The 18,899-nt window shown below is 62.7% G+C and carries 15 protein-coding genes; 7 read left to right on the top strand and 8 right to left on the bottom strand.

What is annotated here, in order from left to right; translation table 11 throughout:
- Positions 1-445: 445 nt before the first annotated feature.
- Positions 446-1,192, top strand: coding sequence for a YoaK family protein (locus ACVNHC_RS00350; protein WP_122519600.1), 747 nt, complete (start codon positions 446-448; stop codon positions 1,190-1,192).
- Positions 1,193-1,237: 45 nt separating this feature from the next.
- On the opposite strand, the gene ACVNHC_RS00345 is transcribed toward ACVNHC_RS00350, so the two are convergent.
- Positions 1,238-2,626 (bottom strand): dipeptidase, encoded by a 1,389-nt coding sequence (locus ACVNHC_RS00345; protein WP_457166142.1) that lies wholly within the window; start codon positions 2,624-2,626, stop codon positions 1,238-1,240.
- Between the two features lie 264 nt (positions 2,627-2,890).
- On the opposite strand from ACVNHC_RS00345, the gene ACVNHC_RS00340 reads away from it, so the two are divergent.
- A complete protein-coding gene (locus ACVNHC_RS00340; RefSeq protein WP_457166141.1) occupies positions 2,891-4,276 on the top strand; it encodes a multicopper oxidase family protein in 1,386 nt (461 codons plus the stop codon).
- 12 nt (positions 4,277-4,288) lie between these two features.
- On the opposite strand, the gene panC is transcribed toward ACVNHC_RS00340, so the two are convergent.
- The 3 genes from panC to ACVNHC_RS00325 form a co-directional block, all read right to left on the bottom strand.
- Entirely contained in the window at positions 4,289-5,143 is an 855-nt protein-coding gene (gene panC, locus ACVNHC_RS00335; RefSeq protein ID WP_457166140.1) for a pantoate--beta-alanine ligase, read from the bottom strand.
- Between the two features lie 331 nt (positions 5,144-5,474).
- Positions 5,475-6,311 (bottom strand): 3-methyl-2-oxobutanoate hydroxymethyltransferase, encoded by an 837-nt coding sequence (gene panB / locus ACVNHC_RS00330; RefSeq protein ID WP_457166139.1) that lies wholly within the window; start codon positions 6,309-6,311, stop codon positions 5,475-5,477.
- A gap of 148 nt (positions 6,312-6,459) precedes the next feature.
- A complete protein-coding gene (locus ACVNHC_RS00325) occupies positions 6,460-8,019 on the bottom strand; it encodes a helicase HerA-like domain-containing protein (RefSeq protein WP_457166138.1) in 1,560 nt (519 codons plus the stop codon).
- 187 nt (positions 8,020-8,206) lie between these two features.
- Between ACVNHC_RS00325 and ACVNHC_RS00320 the strand changes: the two genes are divergently transcribed.
- Positions 8,207-8,614: a DUF4332 domain-containing protein gene (locus ACVNHC_RS00320; RefSeq protein WP_457166137.1), complete on the top strand. Its 408-nt coding sequence runs from the start codon at positions 8,207-8,209 to the stop codon at positions 8,612-8,614.
- Positions 8,615-8,706: 92 nt separating this feature from the next.
- Here the strand turns inward: ACVNHC_RS00320 and ACVNHC_RS00315 are convergent, their stop codons facing one another.
- Both ACVNHC_RS00315 and ACVNHC_RS00310 read right to left on the bottom strand, forming a co-directional pair.
- Positions 8,707-9,408 (bottom strand): LuxR C-terminal-related transcriptional regulator, encoded by a 702-nt coding sequence (locus ACVNHC_RS00315; RefSeq protein WP_457166136.1) that lies wholly within the window; start codon positions 9,406-9,408, stop codon positions 8,707-8,709.
- Between the two features lie 69 nt (positions 9,409-9,477).
- Positions 9,478-9,711 carry a hypothetical protein gene (locus ACVNHC_RS00310; RefSeq protein ID WP_152967442.1) on the bottom strand — a complete coding sequence of 78 codons (234 nt, stop codon included), beginning with the start codon at positions 9,709-9,711 and terminating at the stop codon, positions 9,478-9,480.
- 103 nt (positions 9,712-9,814) lie between these two features.
- On the opposite strand from ACVNHC_RS00310, the gene ACVNHC_RS00305 reads away from it, so the two are divergent.
- The 3 genes from ACVNHC_RS00305 (at position 9,815) to ACVNHC_RS00295 (ending at position 15,271) form a co-directional block, all read left to right on the top strand.
- The gene (locus ACVNHC_RS00305) at positions 9,815-11,803 is read left to right on the top strand and encodes a methylmalonyl-CoA mutase subunit beta (protein WP_457166135.1); all 1,989 of its coding nucleotides are present in this window, start codon (positions 9,815-9,817) and stop codon (positions 11,801-11,803) included.
- Positions 11,800-13,965, top strand: coding sequence for a methylmalonyl-CoA mutase (gene scpA / locus ACVNHC_RS00300; protein ID WP_457166134.1), 2,166 nt, complete (start codon positions 11,800-11,802; stop codon positions 13,963-13,965). Before ACVNHC_RS00305 ends, scpA begins: the two co-directional genes overlap by 4 nt.
- Before the next feature lie 94 nt (positions 13,966-14,059).
- Entirely contained in the window at positions 14,060-15,271 is a 1,212-nt protein-coding gene (locus ACVNHC_RS00295; RefSeq protein WP_457166133.1) for a DUF3644 domain-containing protein, read from the top strand.
- Between the two features lie 318 nt (positions 15,272-15,589).
- On the opposite strand, the gene ACVNHC_RS00290 is transcribed toward ACVNHC_RS00295, so the two are convergent.
- A complete protein-coding gene (locus ACVNHC_RS00290; RefSeq protein WP_019962830.1) occupies positions 15,590-15,838 on the bottom strand; it encodes a helix-turn-helix domain-containing protein in 249 nt (82 codons plus the stop codon).
- Positions 15,839-16,193: 355 nt separating this feature from the next.
- Between ACVNHC_RS00290 and ACVNHC_RS00285 the strand changes: the two genes are divergently transcribed.
- Positions 16,194-17,516 (top strand): NAD(P)/FAD-dependent oxidoreductase, encoded by a 1,323-nt coding sequence (locus ACVNHC_RS00285; protein WP_457166132.1) that lies wholly within the window; start codon positions 16,194-16,196, stop codon positions 17,514-17,516.
- Positions 17,517-17,618: 102 nt separating this feature from the next.
- On the opposite strand, the gene ACVNHC_RS00280 is transcribed toward ACVNHC_RS00285, so the two are convergent.
- Positions 17,619-18,557 carry an ornithine cyclodeaminase family protein gene (locus ACVNHC_RS00280; RefSeq protein WP_457166131.1) on the bottom strand — a complete coding sequence of 313 codons (939 nt, stop codon included), beginning with the start codon at positions 18,555-18,557 and terminating at the stop codon, positions 17,619-17,621.
- Positions 18,558-18,899 lie beyond the last annotated feature (342 nt).

Raw genomic sequence — 18,899 nt, 5'->3', positions numbered from 1 at the left:
GTGGGATTCATCTAGACAAGTTTTCTGCGTGCTTCTCATTCGGCTTGAAAGCGCAAAGGGACAAGCATACCTTGGCGTTAGTACAGAACGCATAACGCGCCCCATCGACGCTGTACCACCGGTGCGAGAAGAGCCAGAAGGCTCCCGGTACCGGGCCCCGGTTGCGAGGCCAGCAGCCGGGGAGACTGGACGGAAAGTGCTTGTTTCCAGTCCCATTCAGGCTTGCGCCTGTTCTGGAGACTGGGAAGACCGCGCTGCCTGTCCGTCTTGGGCTGGTCAACTGTTTGAAGAAGGCAACCTTGCAGCTGCGGCAGCGGGGTTGCCGTTTTCTTTTGCGGACCACCCGGTGTTTTGCCATCTGACGGGTATAGTACCTTGCGTTCTGCTGTGCCCGCTGTAGCCTTGCCGCAAACGGGGTGTTGCGGATGGGAGCAGGGCTGTCACCATGCTGATTGCGGAAGGGCTTGCCCGCAACGAACGGATCGATCTGGCGCTGGCCTGCTCGCTTGCCGCGATTTCAGGTGCGCTGAATGCGGCAGCTTTTTACGCTGTCGGCTTCTTCTCGGCCAATATGACGGGCAATGTCTCGCTGTTTTCCGACAAGGCGGCTGAGGGCAACTGGCTGCCGGCCTTGTTTTTTCTGACGATCGTCGTGGTGTTTATCGCCGGTGCTGCCGTGTCCGCGCTGATGATCAGCGCCGGGCGCCGCAGAGGAAATATCGGCATCTATGCCTACAGTATCTTCAGCGAGGCGGTGCTGCTGGCGGCGCTGGCGGCGGCGGACCTGTGGCTGCTGGCGGAATGGCGCAGCACGGTGCTGGTGCTGGGCCTTGCCTTCCTCATGGGGCTGCAGAATGCCACGGTGACCCGCATTTCCGATGCGCGGGTGCGCACGACGCATGTCTCCGGCATGGCGACGGATATCGGCATCGAGATCGGCGTTGCCATCGATATTGCGCGCGGGCGCGATACGCAGACGGACGCAGCCCACAACATGGCCAAGCTGCGCCTGCATGGAGCTACGATCCTGTCGTTCCTCGCCGGAGGCGTGGCGGGCGTTCTCGTCTACCGGGAGATCGGGGCGGGGCTCTTGTTCATCTGCTCCGGCGCGCTCAGCCTCATCGCCACGCGGGCCATCTTCCATGTGCGCAAGCGCAGCCGCCAGAACGGCGCATCGGGCGCCGGGGCCTGACCGCTCCGGAGCATTGTCCGGAACGGTCAGGCAGAAGGCGTCTGATCAGGCCTTGGCCAGCTCTTCCAGCACGCGGGCCCAGGAGCGGATGCCCTTGTGGAAGCTCTTCAGCTCGTATTTCTCGTTGGGCGAGTGGATCTGGTCGTCATCAAGACCGAAGCCGATGAGCATGCTGTCCATGCCGAGCATGCGCTTGAAGTCGCCGACGATCGGAATGGAGCCGCCCATGCCGATGAGGGCGGCTTCCTTGCCCCATTCTGCCTTCAACGCCACCTGACCCTTGGCGATGGCCGGCATGTCCGGGTTGATGGAAATGGCCGGGCTGCCGTCCTTGGCGATGAAGTCCACCGTGCAGTCCGCCGGGATCTTGGAGCGTACATAGGCGCGGAAGGCCTCGCGCACCTTTTCCGGATCCTGATCGCCGACGAGGCGGAAGGTGAACTTGGCATGGGCTTCGGCCGGGATCACCGTCTTGGAGCCGGGCCCCTGATAGCCACCCCACATGCCGTTCACTTCGGCGGTCGGGCGGGTCCAGATGTGCTCCAGCGGCAAGCGGCCCTTTTCGCCGCGCGGATACTTGAGGCCGATCTCGCCGAGGAATTCCTCTGCCGAGAAGTCGAGCTTCGACCACATGGCGGCGAGGCTCTCCGGCAGGTCATGCACGCCGTCATAGAAGCCGGGCAGGGTGATGCGGCCATTTTCGTCATGCAGGCCCGCAATGATGCTGGCGACGATATGGTTCGGGTTCTGTGCCGAGCCGCCATAGCTGCCCGAGTGCAGGTCACGGGCGGCGGCCTTGACGATGATCTCGTCCCCCACCATGCCGCGCAGCATCAGGGCAATGGCCGGGGTGTCCCGGTCCCACATGCCCGTGTCGCAGACAAGCGCGAGGTCGCAGGAGAGTTCGTCCTTGTTGGCTTCGAGGAACGGGTGCAGCGAGGGCGAGCCGGATTCTTCCTCGCCCTCGAACAGGATGGAGACATCCACCGGCAGATCGCCGGTTTCGGCGATATAGGCGCGAGCGGCTTCGACGAAGGTCATCAGCTGGCCCTTGTCGTCGGCGGCACCGCGCGCAACGATCATCTTCGAGCCATCGGCGCGGGTGACAATGCGCGGCTCGAAGGGATCGGTCTCCCAAAGGTTCAGCGGATCGACCGGCTGCACGTCATAGTGACCGTAGAACAGCACATGCGGGCCGGGCTTGCCGGACTTGCGGTGGCCGACGACCATCGGATGGCCGGCCGTGTCGCGCACGCTTGCGGGAATGCCGATGCCGGTCAGCTCAGCCGCCAGCCACTCGGCCGCCTTGCGGCAATCGGCCTTGTAGGACGGGTCGGTGGAGATGCTGGGGATCTTGATAAGGTCGAAGAGGCGCGCAAGGGCGTTGTCGAGATCCGCGTCGATGCGGGCGAGAACCTTGTCGATCTGGCTCATGAAGAGGCTCCTGGGGTGTGTCTGCCATCACGGGGCAAAAGGCGGGGGGGCAAAAGGCGGGGGGCAAAGGCATGGGGGCCTTGCTCCGGTTGCGCCACAATGGCGGCATCGGACCAGCGGGGCAAGTGTGCTGCGGACAAAGGACACAGTTGGCTGCGCCCGGTCCTGCGTAAACCCGGCCCTGCGTCAATCCGTTCCTTCCGGCCAAATTGCATCTGGCCGTGCCGGTGCTAGGATCGCCGGTACAAGCTGAAGGAAAAACTCATGTTCTCCATCTCCCGCCGCGAATTCCTGACCGGGACAGCCGCAAGCCTTGCGGCCTTCGGGGCGGGCGGCCTTGCCGCAAGCCGGGCAAAGGCGGCGGACTTCGTTCTGCCGATCCGCCCTTGCGAGCATGAATTGCGCCCCGGCATCGTTACCCGCGGCATGATGGGTTTCGGCGATACGGGCGTGCCGCCGGTGCTGCGGCTCAAGCAGGGCCAGCCTTTCATTGTCGATGTGCAGAACCAGCTGGAAGAGGCTTCCGTGGTGCATTGGCACGGCCTGCGCATCGCCAATGCCATGGACGGCGTGCCCTATCTGACGCAGGACCCCATCGAGCCGGGACAGAGCTTCCGCTATGAGCTGACCGCGCCGGATGCGGGCACCTTCTGGTATCACCCCCATTGCAACACACTGGAGCAGATGGCCAGAGGGCTGACGGGCACGCTGATCGTGGAAGAGACGGAAGACCCCGGCTTTGATCTCGACCTGCCGCTGAACCTGCGCGATTTCCGGCTGGGCAGCGACGGGCAGTTCATCGAGTTCTATAAGCTGCGCAACGCGGCCAGAGGCGGCACGCTGGGCACGGTTTCCACGGCAAACTGGCAGGAAGAGCCCGTCTATGAGACCCCGGCTGGCGGGCTTGTGCGGCTGCGCCTGATCATGACGGATGTGACGCGCGTTGGAACCTTTGCTGTTTCAGGCGGCAAGGCGCGGGTGATTGCGCTCGATTCCAACCCGCTGGCGGCTTCTCTTTCCGCAGACAGCATTCTGCTTGCCCCCGGCCAGCGCGCGGATGTGGCGCTGCGCATGCCGGACGGGGAAGGGCAGGAGGTGCTGGTGACGCTGGCCACCCAGAAGGGGCCGCGCGTAGTGGCCCGGCTGAAGGGGCAAGGACAGAGCCTGAAGCGCAGTCTGGCGGAGCTGAAGCCGCTGCCTGCCAATCCCGTGCCGCTGCCGGATCTGGCTTCGGCGGAAACAATCGATTTCGTCTTCGGCTGGACGCCGGATGGCACCGCGCCGCAGCCCAGCATCTGCGGCACGCTGGGGCTGAACTTCTGGTCCATCAACCGGGTGGCCTGGCAGGGGGATGCGCCGGGGCCGGTCGATCCGCTGGCAGTGCTGCGCAAGGGCAGGTCCTATGTGCTGCGCCTGCGCAACGAGACGCAGAACGACCACCCCATTCACTTGCACGGCCTGTCCTTCCAGCTGCTGCGCTCCAACAAGCGCGAGCTGCCGCCGCTGGTGACCGATACGGCGCTGTTGATGGCGCAGGAGACCATCGAGGTTGGCCTTGTGGCCGACAACCCCGGCAACTGGGCCTTCCACTGCCATGTCATCGAACATCAGAAGACCGGACTGACGGGCTATATCGCCGTGGAGGCGTGACGAAAGGGCAGCTCACCCCCTCGGCATCACCTCCACATTGTCGATGAGGCGCACGCCGTCGAGCCAGACGGCGGCGAGGAGGCGGGCGGGGCGGTCGGCGCGGGACAGGGGCGTCAGGTCGCTTTCGGCGCGCAGTTCCAGATATTCGAGGTCGCCGAAGCCAGCAGCGGCAATGGCTGCGCGGGCATCCGCCAGAACGGGCTCTGCCGCTTCGCTGCCGGACAGGCGCTCTGCGGCGGCGAAGAGGACAGCGGGCAGGGCCGCTGCCGTGCTGCGGGCCTGCGCTGACAGGCGCACATTGCGGGATGACATGGCGAGGCCATCCGCCTCGCGCACCGTCGGGCAGGGGACGATCTCCACCGGGATGTCGAGATCGCGCACCATGCGCTTGACCACTTGCAGCTGCTGGAAGTCCTTCTCGCCGAAGAAGGCAAGGTCAGCGCCGGTCTGCAGCAGAAGCTTGCTGACGACGGTTGCGACGCCATCGAAGTGCCCCGGCCGGTGCGCGCCGCACAGACCTTCGCTGACGCCGCTGACGGAGACATTGGTGGCAAAGCCGTCGGGATAGATCTCTTCCACTTCCGGCGCATAAAGCACATGGGTGCCGAGCGGAGCGAGCTTGGCCGCATCGCTTTCGACCGTGCGCGGATAGGCGGCGAGATCCGCTGCGTTGTTGAACTGCTTCGGGTTGACGAAGAGGGTGACGATGACCCGGTCCGTGCGGGTGAGGGCGGTGCGCACAAGGCTGAGATGGCCGTCATGCAGCGCGCCCATGGTCGGCACCACGCCAATGGTCAGCCCCTCGCGCCGCCAACCAGCAGTGCGGGCACGCAGGGCGGCAAGGCGGTTGATCGTCTCAAGGCTCATGCTTTTTCTCCCTTGGAGCGGTCAGTGTTCAAGCGCGTGAAGTTGCCTGCGTCCCGGCATGTTTTTGCCTGTCTGAAGCCCGGTCTCTCCGCCCCCTTCCCCCTCGTGGGGAGGGGTAAGGGGTGGGGGGCTCTGAAGCTGCAACTGTCTGAAAGATAGATTTTTTCTACGCAGATCATCATTAATAGCTGCTGTTTGGGGTCAATTGTTTCTCTGCCAGCCGGAAGAGCTTTTCCCCCCCACCCCTCACCCCTCCCCACGAGGGGGAGGGGAGCTGACAGGCCGTGCGGTGGAAGTGAAATCATGCCATTTTGACATGCCGACAATGCTTTCAAGCGTTGTCTTTGCTGCGCGGCGCGTCAGCGAAGACATGTTCGGGGCCGGGGAAGCTGCGGGCGCGCACCTCTTCGGCATAGGCGGCAACGGCGGCTTCAGCCGTGTCGCCCAGTTCGGCGTAGCGCTTGACGAAGCGGGGGCGGAAGGCGGTGAACATGCCGAGCATGTCGTCGATGACGAGGATCTGCCCGTCGCAATCCACCGAGGCGCCGATACCGATGGTGGGAATGGCAAGCTCCTGCGTGATCTGACGCGCGAGGCTGTCGGGCACTTTTTCCAGCACCACCGAAAAGGCGCCGGCCTGCGCCACCGCATGGGCATCGGCCAGAATGCGGGCGCCATCCTCGCCCCGTCCCTGCACCTTGTAGCCGCCAAAAGCGTTGACCGCCTGGGGCGTCAGGCCGATGTGGGCCATGACGGGAATGCCGCGCCGGGTGAGGAAGGCGATGGTCTCCGCCATTGTCTCGCCGCCCTCAAGCTTGACCGCGCCAGCACCCGTTTCGCGCATCAGCCGGGCAGCATTGCGGAAGGCCTGTTCGGGGCTCTCCTCATAAGAGCCGAAAGGCATGTCGATGACGAGCAGGGCCTTTTCGACGCCGCGCCGGACGGCCTGGCCATGCAGGACCATCATCTCCATGGTGACGCCGAGGGTAGAGGGCAGGCCATGCAGCACCATGCCGACGCTGTCGCCCACCAGAACCACGTCACAGGCGGTGTCGGCAATGCGGGCGACGGGGGTGGTGTAGGCGGTGAGGCACACCAGCGGTGTGCCGCCCTTGCGGGCCTTGATCTCGGGCGGCGTCAGGCCGCTGACGGAAGCCGAAGCGCTCATGCAGTTCCTCCCAGAGGCCTGATGGCGGAGACTGCCGGAAGGTCCGGGCGGGGCCGCCGCAGGCCGATGCGTTGCGCATGGCCTGCGTCATTGGCATATTTTCTTGCGCCTGCGAAGTGAATTGTGCGCCGCAGTGGTGAAGCAGGGCTCAGAAGCCCCGCTTGAGCGAGCCCAGAACACCGCGCACCAGCGCCCGGCCCAGCGAGGAACCAAGGCTGCGGGCGGCGGATTTCATGCCTGCTTCCAGTGCAGTGTCGCGGGAAGAGGCCCGCTGCCGCCGCTGGGTCTGGCTGTCCTGCCGGGGCCGGTCGTCGCGGCCGAAATCCGGCAGCTGAAAGCCGGTGCGCGTGCGGTGGACAGGCTCTTCCCGGTCATAGGCGCCGGTGCGCAGGTCTTCCGTCCTCTGGCGCTCTTCCACACGGGCCTGATCGCGTGCCCGCTCGGTCAGCATTTCATAGGCGGACTCCCGGTCGCGGGCGCGGTCATAAAGGCCGAAGAGGGGGCTGGACTGGATGCAGTCGCGCCGCTCTGCCGCGCTGATGGGGCCAAGGCGGGAGGAAGGGGGGCGGATAAGCGTGCGCTGCACGACAGAGGGCACTCCCTTGCCTTCCAGCGTCGAAACCAGAGCCTCGCCGACGCCCATTTCCATGATGACGCTGCTTGTATCAAGGTTCGGGTTGGGGCGGAAGGTTTCAGCGGCCGCACGCACGGCCTTCTGCTCGCGCGGGGTGAAGGCGCGCAGGGCGTGCTGCACCCGGTTGCCAAGCTGCGCCAGCACCGTTTCGGGCACGTCCATCGGGTTCTGGGTGACGAAATAGACGCCCACGCCCTTGGAGCGGATCAGGCGCACCACCTGTTCCACCTTCTGCAGCAGCGCCTTGGGGGCGCCGGTGAACAGAAGATGCGCCTCGTCGAAGAAGAAGACCAGCTTCGGCTTTTCCGGATCGCCCACCTCGGGCAGCTCCTCGAACAGCTCCGACAGCATCCACAGCAGGAAGGTGGCATAGAGCCGGGGCGAGTGCATCAGCCGGTCGGCGGCCAGAATGTTGATGGTCCCGAGCCCGTCGCGGCTCAGGCGGGCAAAGTCGCGGATGTCGAGGGCAGGCTCGCCAAAGAACTTGTCGGCGCCTTCGCGCTCGAGCACCAGCAGGGCGCGCTGAATGGCACCGACGGAGGCGGAAGAGACATTGCCGTAGATGCGCGACAGCTCGGCCGCCCGCTCGCCCACATGGGCGATCATGGCACGCAGATCCTTCAGATCCAGCAGCAGCAGGCCCTCGTCATCGGCCAGTTCAAAGGCGATGTTCAGCACGCCTTCCTGCGTTTCGTTGAGGTCCAGCATCCGGGCCAGAAGCAGCGGCCCGATCTCGGAGATGGTTGCCCTGAGCGGATGGCCCTGCTCGCCGAATAGATCCCAGAAGACGGTGGGGAAGCCTTCAAATTCATAGCGGTCTGCAAAGCCGATGTCCTTTGCCCGCTTCAGCAGGAAGTCCTTCGGATCACCCGGCATGGCAATGCCCGACAGATCGCCCTTCACATCGGCGCAGAAGACCGGGACGCCGGCCTTGGAAAAGCCCTCCGCCAGGATCTGCAATGTCACCGTCTTGCCGGTGCCGGTGGCCCCGGTGATGAGGCCGTGCCGGTTGGCAAACTTCAGGTTCAGAACCTCATCCTTGCCGCTGCTGCCAATGAAAATGCTGTCCGTCACGTTTTCCCGTCCTTTGGCGTCATGTCCCTTGGTGATTTCTATCACCGTAAGGGGCGCGGTCCAGAGGCAAATCTGTTTCCGGAAAATCTCGCGGAACCGGTGATTGCATTTTCTGACGCAACGGCTTCAATGGATTGGGGCTGGCGCTGCCGCGCCGGACCGGTGGGAGCTAAAGGGAGTAATGCGCATGTCCTATCCAGTCATTGATATTGAAGGCATCGGTCCTGTCTATGCAGAAAGGCTTTACGCGGCGGGCATCCGGACGACCGGCGATCTGCTGGAGCGTGCCAAGGATCCCAAGGGGCGCGAGGCGCTGGGCGCCGAAACCGGCATCGAACACAAGCGGATCCTGAAATGGGCCAACATGGCCGATCTGATGCGCATCAGGGGCGTTGCAGAGGAATATTCCGAACTGCTGGAAGCTGCTGGTGTCGACACGGTGAAGGAATTGAAGCACCGGGTGCCTGCAAATCTGACCGCGAAAATGGCCGAGGTGAATGCGGTGAAAAAACTTGTCCGCCAGGTGCCGTCGGAGACGATGGTGGCCCGCTGGATCGAAGAGGCCAAGCAGCTGCCGGCCATCCTCACGTACTGACAGCCGAGCTTCGCAGCTGCCTGAAAAACAAAAGGCCCGCCGGATGCAACTGGCGGGCCTTTGGAATCTTGGAGTTCGGGAGCCTTCAGCGCTCAGACGCGGATCTGGCCGTAGCGCAGGGCCTCAACGACCGTATGGGTCTTGTTGGAGGCGTTCAGCTTGACGCTGGCGTTCTGCAGGTGGGCATGCACCGTGCGCTGGGAAATATCCAGAAGCTCGGCAATTTCCCCTGCGGTCTTGCCGAAGGCGGTGAGCTCAAGCACCTTGCGCTCGCGGGTGGACAATGCGCCGGGGCGCTGGGCGGTGATGACGCCCATGTCCTGCAGCTTCACGAAGGCCGCTTCCGCAATCATTTCGATAGCCGCGAGGGAGCATTTGTCGGACTTGAGGCTGGGGCCGGCGCAATAGACGAAGGCCTGGAAGGGCTGCAGCTCGGTCACCGGCACCGCGATGATCTGGTAGCCTTCTCCAACCGCAGCCATCAGGCGCGAATGCTGTGTGTCACCGGCCGACACGGTCCAAACCGAGGTGCGGTCCGAGGCAAGGCCGAGAGACAGGACCGCATCATTGGCCGAGAGCGGCGGATTGTCAGCCGAACCGGTGCGGGCATCCGGCCAGCGGTAGCGCTGAACAAGGCTCTCGATGGAGCGCTTGGGCATCGGCAGGCCGGTGACGAGAATATGGGGCGCACCCAGGCGGCGGAGATTTGTCTCCAGAACGTCAAGGACAATCTGGGCAGAGTTCGACTCTGAAATGGTACGCAGCTCTGTGCTGAGTTCAGCTTCATCCATCATTGTGCACATCCACTTGCAGGCGGCATGAACCGCTTGTTGTTATACTTCCGGGTGACCGGAAGTTTGACCTCATTCGGGTCTGCAGGCCGTCCGCTGTTTTTTGATGGGAAGCGTTTCCGGTCTGCAGGCTGCCGGGAAACAAGCGTTTTGCTTGCTCGGAAGCTTGTCTTTGCTTTTAGCCCAGAAACCATAAAAATACCAACCGTAATATGAGCAGAGTTTTTGCCAAATCCGCCAATCTGCACCTGAGGCCGGAACAATCGGGCAAAGACGGGCAAACGGCGGCTGGATGGTTATCATCATGATAACGCTGCGTCCGTTGGCGAAAAGGCTTCAGCCTTTGGGCGAGCTTGTCTCACTCTCCCTCAAATGAAATAAAGGTGACAATCCCGAGGAGTTGAGCGTCGTGGCAGAATTGCACCCGGACTGGACACCTGATGAAGCTGCATGGCTGGCAGCCGTTGACAAGGCGCTGAAGGGCGCTCCGCGCGAGCGTCTCGTCTCGCGCAGCGAGGACAGCCTTGCCATTGCGCCCTTGTATCCGCGCAAGGCGGAAGCCTCCCCGCGCGCCGGCCGCCCGGCCGGGCAGCCCTGGAAAATCCTGCAGCGCGTTGACCACCCGGATGTGGAAGCTGCCAACCGGCTGCTGCTGGAGGATCTGGCGGGCGGTGCCGATGGCATCGACCTGGTTCTGACCTCCTCAGCCAATGCCCATGGCTTTGGCTGCGGGGCGCAGGATGCAGCCGGGTTCGACCGTCTGTTCGAAGGTGTCTACACCGATCTCATCACCATACGGGTCGATGGCGGCTATGAAAGCGGCTCGACGCTGGCCCTGCTGATTGGTCACGCTCAGCGCATGGGGCTGGACGTGTCGAAGCTGAATATCATTTCCTGCAGTGACTATGTGACCAAGCTGGTGCACACCGGCACGCTCAAGAATTCCATTCCCGTATTGCGCAAGCGCATCGCTGACCTCTCCCGCTTTGCACAGGCAAAGGGGATGCGTGGGCCGCTGCTCTGCGCCGACGGGCGCAGCTGGCACAACCGGGGCGCAACGGATGCGCAGGAGCTGGCCTTCACGCTGGCGACGGCCCTGCATTATCTGCGCGACCTCGATGCAGAAGGCGAAGGGGGAGACAATCCCGCCTCGCTCATCAGCATGACGCTGGCCGCGACGGCTGACCAGACCGGCACCATTGCCAAGGGGCGGGCGATGCGCCGTCTCTGGGCGGCGGTGCTGGAGCAAAGCAGCCTGCCGCAACACCACCTGCATCTGCATATGGAAACCTCCTGGCGGATGCTGACCAAGGCCGATCCATACGTGAACATGCTGCGCGGCACCGTGGCCTGCTTCGCGGCTGGCGTGGGCGGGGCAGACAGCATCAGCGTGCTGCCCTTCACCACCGCCTGCGGCCTGCCGGACAGCTTTGCCCGGCGCGTTGCCCGCAACACGCAGACCATCCTGATCGAGGAAAGCAACCTGCACCGGGTGGCCGATCCGGGCGCCGGTTCCGGCGCCATCGAGGCCCGGACTGAAGATCTGGCCGCTGCTGCCTGGGCACTGTTTCAGGAAACGGAAGCGGCCGGCGGCATCGTTGAGACTATGGTGGCTGGAACCGTGCAGAAACGCGTGGACGCGGCAAGGACGGAGCGCAGCCAGAAGATTGCCCGCCGCCGCCAGCAGATCACCGGCGTCAGCGCCTTCCCCAACCTGCAGGAAGGGCCGGTGCGGGTTCTGTCCGGTGAGCATCTGCTGCTGGACGTCGCCTCTTCAACCCTCGCCCTGCCGAGACCGGGGGAGGGTTCCGTCATGCAGGCGATTTTCGACGCGCTGGAACAGGGCGCGACGCTGACGGACATCATGGCGTCCCGCCCGCTGATCGACGAGATCAGCCTCAACACCAGAATGCCGCAGCCGGAGCGCCAGTCCGAGCCATTCGAGCGCCTGCGGGAGGCCGCAGCCCTGACCAATCCGGCCGGGCGCACCGTGTTTCTGGCGGCTCTCGGGCCGCTGGCGGATTTCACCGCAAGGGCAACCTGGGCCAAGAACTTCTTCGAGGCGGGCGGTCTGCCGGTGACCGGCGGGGCTGAGACGGATGGCATCGGCGCCGCCGTCGAGGCCTGGCGCGCCAGCGGTGCGCCGCTGGTCTGCCTTGTTTCTTCCGACAAGATCTATGCCGCGCAAGGCGCGGAGGCGGCCGCGGCCCTTTCCGCCGCCGGGGCGGAGCACATCTATCTGGCCGGAAAGCCGGGCGAACTGGAGGCCTCCTTGAAGGATGCAGGCGTCAGCGCCTTTGTCTTTGAGGGCTGTGCCATGCTGGACATCCTTGCCGATGCGCACAGGCGTCTTGGATTGCCGGTTGCGGCGGAAACATCAGGGGAGGGGCTGCTGTGAGCCGGATTCCGAATTTTGCCGACCGCCCGTTCCGTGATGTGCTCGGCAAGGCCGAAGCGCCTGAGGGCCTGGACAGCTGGATGACGCCGGAAGACATCGCCGTCCCCCCGGTGCCAACAGCTGCCGATCTTGAAGGGCTCTCGCATCTCGACAGCTACCCCGGCCTGCCGCCTTTCGTACGGGGGCCTTACCCCACCATGTATGTGCAGCAGCCCTGGACGGTGCGCCAATATGCGGGCTTCTCCACGGCGGAGGATTCCAACGCCTTCTACCGGCGCAATCTGGCGGCCGGGCAGAAGGGGCTCTCCGTCGCCTTCGACCTTGCCACCCATCGCGGCTATGACAGCGACCATCCGCGTGTGGCCGGGGATGTGGGCATGGCAGGGGTGGCCATCGACAGCATCTTCGACATGCGCACGCTGTTTTCCGGCATTCCGCTGGACCAGATGAGCGTGTCCATGACCATGAACGGCGCCGTGCTGCCGGTGCTCGCGCTCTATATCGTTGCCGCCGAAGAGCAGGGCGTGGCGCAGAACCTGCTGTCGGGGACCATCCAGAACGACATCCTCAAGGAGTTCATGGTCCGCAACACCTACATTTACCCGCCTGCGCCCTCGATGCGGATCATTTCGGACATTTTTGCCTATACCTCGCAGAACATGCCGAAGTTCAACTCCATCTCCATCTCCGGCTATCACATGCAGGAGGCCGGGGCGACGGCGGATCTGGAGCTGGCCTATACCATCGCCGACGGCATCGAATATGCCCGCGCCGGGGTGGCGGCGGGCATGGACATCGACCAGTTCGCGCCGCGCCTGTCGTTCTTCTGGGCCATCGGCATGAACTTCTTCATGGAAGTGGCAAAACTGCGCGCCGCGCGCCTGATCTGGGCGCAGCTGATGCAGCAGAATTTTGCGCCGAAGAGTGACAAGTCCCTGTCGCTGCGCACCCATTCGCAGACTTCCGGCTGGTCGCTGACGGCGCAGGATGTCTACAACAACGTCATCCGCACCTGTGTGGAGGCCATGGCGGCGACGCAAGGCCACACCCAGTCGCTGCACACCAACGCGCTGGACGAGGCGCTGGCCCTGCCGACGGACTTTTCCGCCCGCATCGCCCGCAACACCCAGCTGTTCCTGCAGCAGGAAAGCGGCACCACCAGCCCCATCGACCTGTGGGGCGGATCCTTCTATGTGGAGAAGCTGACGGCGGACCTCGCCGCCAAGGCCATGGCGCATATCACCGAAGTCGAGGCGCTGGGCGGCATGGCCAAGGCCATCGAAAAGGGCATCCCGAAGCTGCGCATCGAGGAGGCCGCCGCCAAGACGCAGGCGCGCATCGACAGCGGCGCGCAGACCGTGGTGGGCGTCAACAAGTACAAGCCCGACTTCGAAGAGCCCATCGAGGTTCTGAAGGTGGACAATGCGCAGGTGCGCGCCATGCAGATCGAAAAGCTGCAGCGCCTGCGCGCCGAGCGCAACGAGGCCGAAACGCAGGCCGCGCTGGGAGCTCTCACCGCCTGCGCTGCATCCGGCGAAGGCAACCTGCTGGACCTTTCCGTCAAGGCGGCAAGGGCGAAGGCGACGGTGGGCGAAATCAGCCAGGCGATGGAACAGGTGTTCGGCCGCCACAAGGCGGAGATCCGCTCCATTTCCGGCGTCTACAAGCGCGAGGCAGGGGCCATGTCGGACAAGGTGGGCAAGGTGCAGAAGCTTGTCGAGGCCTTCGAGGAGAACGACGGGCGCCGCCCGCGCATTCTCGTCGCCAAGATGGGGCAGGACGGCCACGACCGCGGCCAGAAGGTGATCGCCTCCGCCTTTGCCGACCTGGGCTTCGACGTGGACATCGGCCCGCTGTTCGCCACCCCTGAGGAAGCCGCCCGGCAGGCGGTGGAAAATGACGTGCATGTGGTGGGCGTCTCGTCGCTCGCCGCCGGCCACCTCACCCTGGTGCCCGCCCTCAAGGCGGCACTGGCCGCTGAAGGGCGCGAGGACATCATGATCGTCGTCGGCGGCGTCGTCCCCCCGCAGGACTACGACGCCCTCTACGCCTCCGGCGCCACCGCAATCTTCCCCCCCGGCACCGTCATCGCCGACGCCGCCGTGGACCTCATCGCCAAGCTGAATGCGAGGCTGGGGTATGAGGGGAGTGCGGCGGCGTGAGGGATCAGGAGTAACCATGAGACCCTAGTGTATTTCTGCAATTTACTCTTCTAGCTGCTTCGACGCCTGCTATTGCCTTTCTAGGAGGTTCGATATGGTTACGGACAAAGATAAACTGAAGGGTAAGAAGCGTCGTCGCGGTAACACTCTCGAAAACTGGGAGGTATCGATTGTGAAAGCAATGTTCTGTCGTGGAGGGGTTTTCTCAAACGACCAGGACATACTTGCGTATTTCACTCGCCCGTCTCGCTCGATTAATCATCGGCTTATTAGCGAGATCCGTAATGAGTTAAAACATAAAGCTATCAAGCCTGCCGACGACGACGATCTGGACGCCTTCCTGGCAAATTGGCCAGATATCGATTACGAGACAGGCTTAAGTATACGCGGTGACGAACTTTTGATCAAAGGCCGTGAAGCGATGATTGCTGCGGTTCAGACGTTTAACAGTGCGGGGATGACGTTCCGTGCAGAGTTATTTATCGTTACCGCGATCATTGCATGGACCTATCTCTTGCATGCATGGTTTCGTCGAGAAGGAATTGATTATCGTTATCCAGGCCAGAAAACGAAGGAAGGTGCCGACAAGTACTGGGAGTTGGGTCATTGCCTTAAGCAGGGGAAATGCCCTGTGAAAGGCGGGATTGTGAGAAATCTTCAATTTCTTATCGAGATCAGACATGAGATTGAGCACAGATCAACAAATAGAATTGATGATGCACTGGGGGCAAAGCTTCAATCTTGTGCGCTAAATTTCAATGAGTTTCTTAAAGGGGAATTTGGAAATCAGTACGGTCTGGAAAAGAGACTGCCTCTCGCTCTACAATTCGTTTCTTTCGGAGCTGAGCAGCGCACGGCCTTTAAAAAGGCTTCAGGTCTGCCCAAACACATCGAAGCTACTATTGATGCATTTGAACATGGTTTGACCGATGAGCAGATCAAAGATCCTGCTTATCGTATGTCATATGGTTTCATCCCCGTAGCGGCAAAAAAACCTGGCGCTGCTGACGTAGCAGTTCAGATTGTTTCGGCGGGTAGTGATGATGCTGCAGAGATTGAAAGGATCATTTTCAAAGACGTAAACAAATCTAGGTATATTCCTAGCAAAGTGGTCGAAAAAGTTAAATCTGCAGGTTATCCGAGATTCCGACTCTATCATCACACAAAACTCTGGCAGGAAATGGATGCGAAAAGCCAGGCTAAAGGATATGGTTGCATTGGAGACTATGGTAACTGGGTTTGGTTTGATTCTTGGGTTGAAAAAGTAATAGAGTATTGCGAGGGGCAAGGTGAGCGTTTTCGTTGATCGTTGAATCATTTAAATTGTAGTGATGGATTATCTATAGAATTTGAATATTGTGATTCTATATCAGGATACTGCGATCAATATTTTGCTCCAGCAGGTATATTTTATTTCGTCATGGTCGGGCTTGTCCCGGCCATCTGCAGGCCAACGGCTTGTGCAGATCCTCGGCACAAGGCCGAGGATGACGATGGAGAGGCTTCTGGCTTGCCGGCAATCTGGAGCCTATGATTTTTGTTAGGATTCACTCGATGCGAGGCACTGTCCAGCAGGCCGGTGAAATGGCAGCCGTCTGGGCTGATCTTGTCTCTTGCGCGTCATTCAGAAGATGTCCTCGAAGCTGACCGGGGAGGTGGTGCGCTCCTGGATGACGAGTTCGAGATTGAGGGCGGAGAGAACGTCAGTCAGCGTTTTCAGCTGGGCGCCGCCTTCACCCTTTTCCAATTGAGAGATTGTCGCCTGCCGCAGGCCGGTCTTTTGACCAAGCTGGGCTTGTGTCAGGCCTTTCAGTTTGCGCTGCCGCCGTATGGCGGCGCCAATCTGGAATGGGATGCGGACAATGGTGCTCATTAAGCCTCGCAGGCGCTGCTGCTCATCCTATACGCCCCAGCGTATCAAAATAATTTATACGCTACAAGGTATAGAACTACGTTATACGGAGTGGCGTATAAATGAGAATAATACGCTTTAGCGTATGTATGGCGCTGACTTGCTTGAATGCTGGTGTCAGGCCAAACGGGCACCCCGTTGGATGCAGAACCAGACCCTGCCGGGCGTGAGCAGATCGTACCGGCCGGACGGCCCAAAAGACCGCAGATCTGGCGGCATCCTGGGTGATTTCGGCGTATTGTTTTGCCGACATGGTGCGATGAAGGGCTGATCGGGCCTTTGTGTCCGCAGTCCTGCAGCCGAGGTTGATTGGAACATGCCGCCCATAGTCGAACGCATTCCGAGCGATGAACGCCTTCCGGCTGAGGCCGATGTCGTCATTGTTGGCGGGGGCATCCTCGGCGCCACCGCTGCCTATTTCCTGGCAAAGCGGGGCCTGTCTGTGGCTCTGCTCGAGAAGGGGCATATCGCCTGCGAACAATCGAGCCGGAACTGGGGCTGGTGCCGTCAGCAGAACCGCGACAGGCGGGAGTTGCCGCTCTCGGTGATTTCCATGCGGCTGTGGGACGAGCTGACGCGGGACATCAACCGGGATCTCGGCTTCCGGCGTTGCGGCCTCGTCTATGCGACCCATGACGAAGCGGTGCTCGCCGGCTGGGAAAAATGGCGTGAAGTCGCCAGGGATTATGGCGTCGGCACCCGCGTGCTCAGCCGGGCCGAGCTGGCCGAGCGAGTTCCCGAGACGCGTGGCAAATGGGTTGGCGGCACCTATTCGGAGCACGATGGCAAGGCCGAACCGGCACTCGCCGCGCCAGCCATCGCGGAAGGGGCCAGAGCTCTGGGGGCCACGATCCATCAGGGATGCGCCGCCCGGGGGATTGATCTGGCCAATGGCAGGATCGCCGGAGTGCACACGGAGAAGGGCTATATCAAGACCAGTGCCGTGCTGTGTTCGGCGGGCGCCTGGTCCTCGCGGTTCCTGAGGCCGCTTGGGGTCAGCTTCCCGCAGGCAAGCATCCGCCAGACTGCGCTGCGCTCCGCCCCGACGGTCAACATCGGCGAGGCGATTTCCACGCCCTATTGCACGATCACGCGCCGGCTGGACGGAAGCTACACACTTGCCATCAGCGGCAAGGCGAACCTCGAGATCACGCCCCAGGCCATCCGCTACAGCCGGGAATTCATGCCGCAGTTCATCCGCCGGCTGAAGAATGTCAAACTCGGCATTGGCAAGTCGTTCCTGTCCGGGCCGGATTCACTGTCTGCCCTGCTGGCCACCGATGAGCGGATCTTCGAGAAGAACCGGGAGCTGGATCCGCCGCCGTTGAAGTGGCTGATCCGCCAGGTGGTGGAGAGCGTCAGCAAGACCTTCCCCCAGCTGGAGGGCATCAAGATCGAAAGCGCCTGGGGCGGCTTCGTCGATTGCACGCCGGACGCGGTGCCTGTGGTCTCCAAGGTGGACAAGGTTGAGGGGCTGGTGCTCGCGGCGGGCTGTTCGGGCCATGGCTTTGGTCTGGGGCCGGGGCTGGGCTATCTGGCTGCTGAACTCATCGTCAACGACACGCCTAGCGTCGATCCGGCGCCGTTCCGCCTGTCGCGTCTGGTTGATGGCTCGAAGCTGGACGTCTCCGCCATCTGATACCCGGGCGTGATGCGTCAGTGCTGAGCGGGCGGCCCGCATATTGGCCGGGGGAGCTGGCATCTGCCGTTCCCCCGGTTCGCAGCCGCCTGATCTGGCATGTCAGCCTTGCTGTGTCTTGGCACGGATCAGCGCATCGGCGATGAACAGGTCCTGGAGAGAAATCCCCGAACTGTCGAAAACGGTGATCTCCTCATCGCTGCGGCGTCCGGGGGCCCCTCCCTCGATGACATCGCCGATCTGCGTAACCTTGAGAGTGCCCGCTTCGATCTCCTGCCGCGCGTGCTGGAAATCACCGATCTGGACGGATTGGGACAGCAGATCGCAGAAAAGGCGCGCACGCGGATAGAGACCGGCGGGCAATTCGTGCTTGCCGGGCGCATCCGAGCCCATGCTGACCACATGCGTGCCGGGGCGCACCCAGCCGGCATCGAACAGCGGTTCACGCGAAGGGGTTGCCGTGACGATGATATCGGCGGCCTGCACCGCTTCCTGGGCCGAAACCGCGCGGGCCTTGAGCCCGGTCTGAGAGACTTGCCCGACAAAGGCGTCCAGCCGTTCGGACGGGCGGGAGACGACCAGCACCTCCGTAACCGGCCGGATCCTTGCAAGGGCGGCAATCTCGTAGCTGGCCTGATTGCCCGCCCCGAAGACGGCAAGGGTCCTGGAATCCTTGCGCGCCAGCAGGCTGGCGGCAACCGCATCGGTGGCGGCGGTCCGGTAGGCGTTGACCTTGCCGCCCTCAAGCACGGCGCGCAGACGGCCGGTGCGCTGATCGAGCAGCACGATGGTCGAATTGTGCCGGGGCAGGCCGATGGCCGGGTTGCCGGACCAGAAGGAGCCGACCTTCACGCCGGTCAACTCGTCCGACCAGCCTGACTTCAGGGAAAACCTGTTGGTTGGGTCCTTGGAGTGTCCCAGGACAGCCGGAAAGACGCCGCTCTGGCCGGAGGCTGCAGCAGCGAGCGCCTGGCGCGCTGCCTCGAACGCCAGCTCATGCGTCACCATTGCGGCGGATTCTTCTTCGCTCACATAGATCATCCGGGGTCTCCGATTGCGCGTGAAACGCCGCAGGCCGCTGACCGGGCAGTGTCAGGGGCGGCAGTGTCAGGGGGCAGACTGCATCTTTGCCCGCATGGCGGCCGTCAATTGTGCCGATTGAACGGCAAAAACGAATGATTCCACTGGCTTGGCTGCGGCAAACGGCAGGGGCGCCTTGACGGAGGATGACATCCTGTCCGTGACTTCAACAGAAGCCGGACCCCGTTGCACCATCGTCACGCCTCCCCCGGCGCAGGGCAATGGCATCCGGTTCTTCAAAGATCTGCCTGGGCCGCAGGACGGCCCTCAGGTCCGCCCCTGAAAATCAGTCCTTCGGCCAGT

The sequence above is a fragment of the Pannonibacter sp. Q-1 genome, assembly GCF_054073275.1.
The sequence above is the reverse complement of the archived record's forward strand: the minus strand, read 5'-3'. Positions and strand labels throughout refer to the sequence as shown.

What these genes read in the sequence shown, in the direction of transcription:
- ACVNHC_RS00350 (WP_122519600.1), top strand. Translation starts at nt 446, where the DNA reads ATGCTGATTGCGGAAGGGCTTGCCCGCAACGAACGGATCGATCTGGCG.
- ACVNHC_RS00345 (WP_457166142.1), bottom strand. Translation starts at nt 2,626, where the DNA reads ATGAGCCAGATCGACAAGGTTCTCGCCCGCATCGACGCGGATCTCGAC.
- ACVNHC_RS00340 (WP_457166141.1), top strand. Translation starts at nt 2,891, where the DNA reads ATGTTCTCCATCTCCCGCCGCGAATTCCTGACCGGGACAGCCGCAAGC.
- panC (WP_457166140.1), bottom strand. Translation starts at nt 5,143, where the DNA reads ATGAGCCTTGAGACGATCAACCGCCTTGCCGCCCTGCGTGCCCGCACT.
- panB (WP_457166139.1), bottom strand. Translation starts at nt 6,311, where the DNA reads ATGAGCGCTTCGGCTTCCGTCAGCGGCCTGACGCCGCCCGAGATCAAG.
- ACVNHC_RS00320 (WP_457166137.1), top strand. Translation starts at nt 8,207, where the DNA reads ATGTCCTATCCAGTCATTGATATTGAAGGCATCGGTCCTGTCTATGCA.
- ACVNHC_RS00315 (WP_457166136.1), bottom strand. Translation starts at nt 9,408, where the DNA reads ATGATGGATGAAGCTGAACTCAGCACAGAGCTGCGTACCATTTCAGAG.
- ACVNHC_RS00310 (WP_152967442.1), bottom strand. Translation starts at nt 9,711, where the DNA reads ATGATGATAACCATCCAGCCGCCGTTTGCCCGTCTTTGCCCGATTGTT.
- ACVNHC_RS00295 (WP_457166133.1), top strand. Translation starts at nt 14,060, where the DNA reads ATGGTTACGGACAAAGATAAACTGAAGGGTAAGAAGCGTCGTCGCGGT.
- ACVNHC_RS00290 (WP_019962830.1), bottom strand. Translation starts at nt 15,838, where the DNA reads ATGAGCACCATTGTCCGCATCCCATTCCAGATTGGCGCCGCCATACGG.
- ACVNHC_RS00285 (WP_457166132.1), top strand. Translation starts at nt 16,194, where the DNA reads ATGCCGCCCATAGTCGAACGCATTCCGAGCGATGAACGCCTTCCGGCT.
- ACVNHC_RS00280 (WP_457166131.1), bottom strand. Translation starts at nt 18,557, where the DNA reads ATGATCTATGTGAGCGAAGAAGAATCCGCCGCAATGGTGACGCATGAG.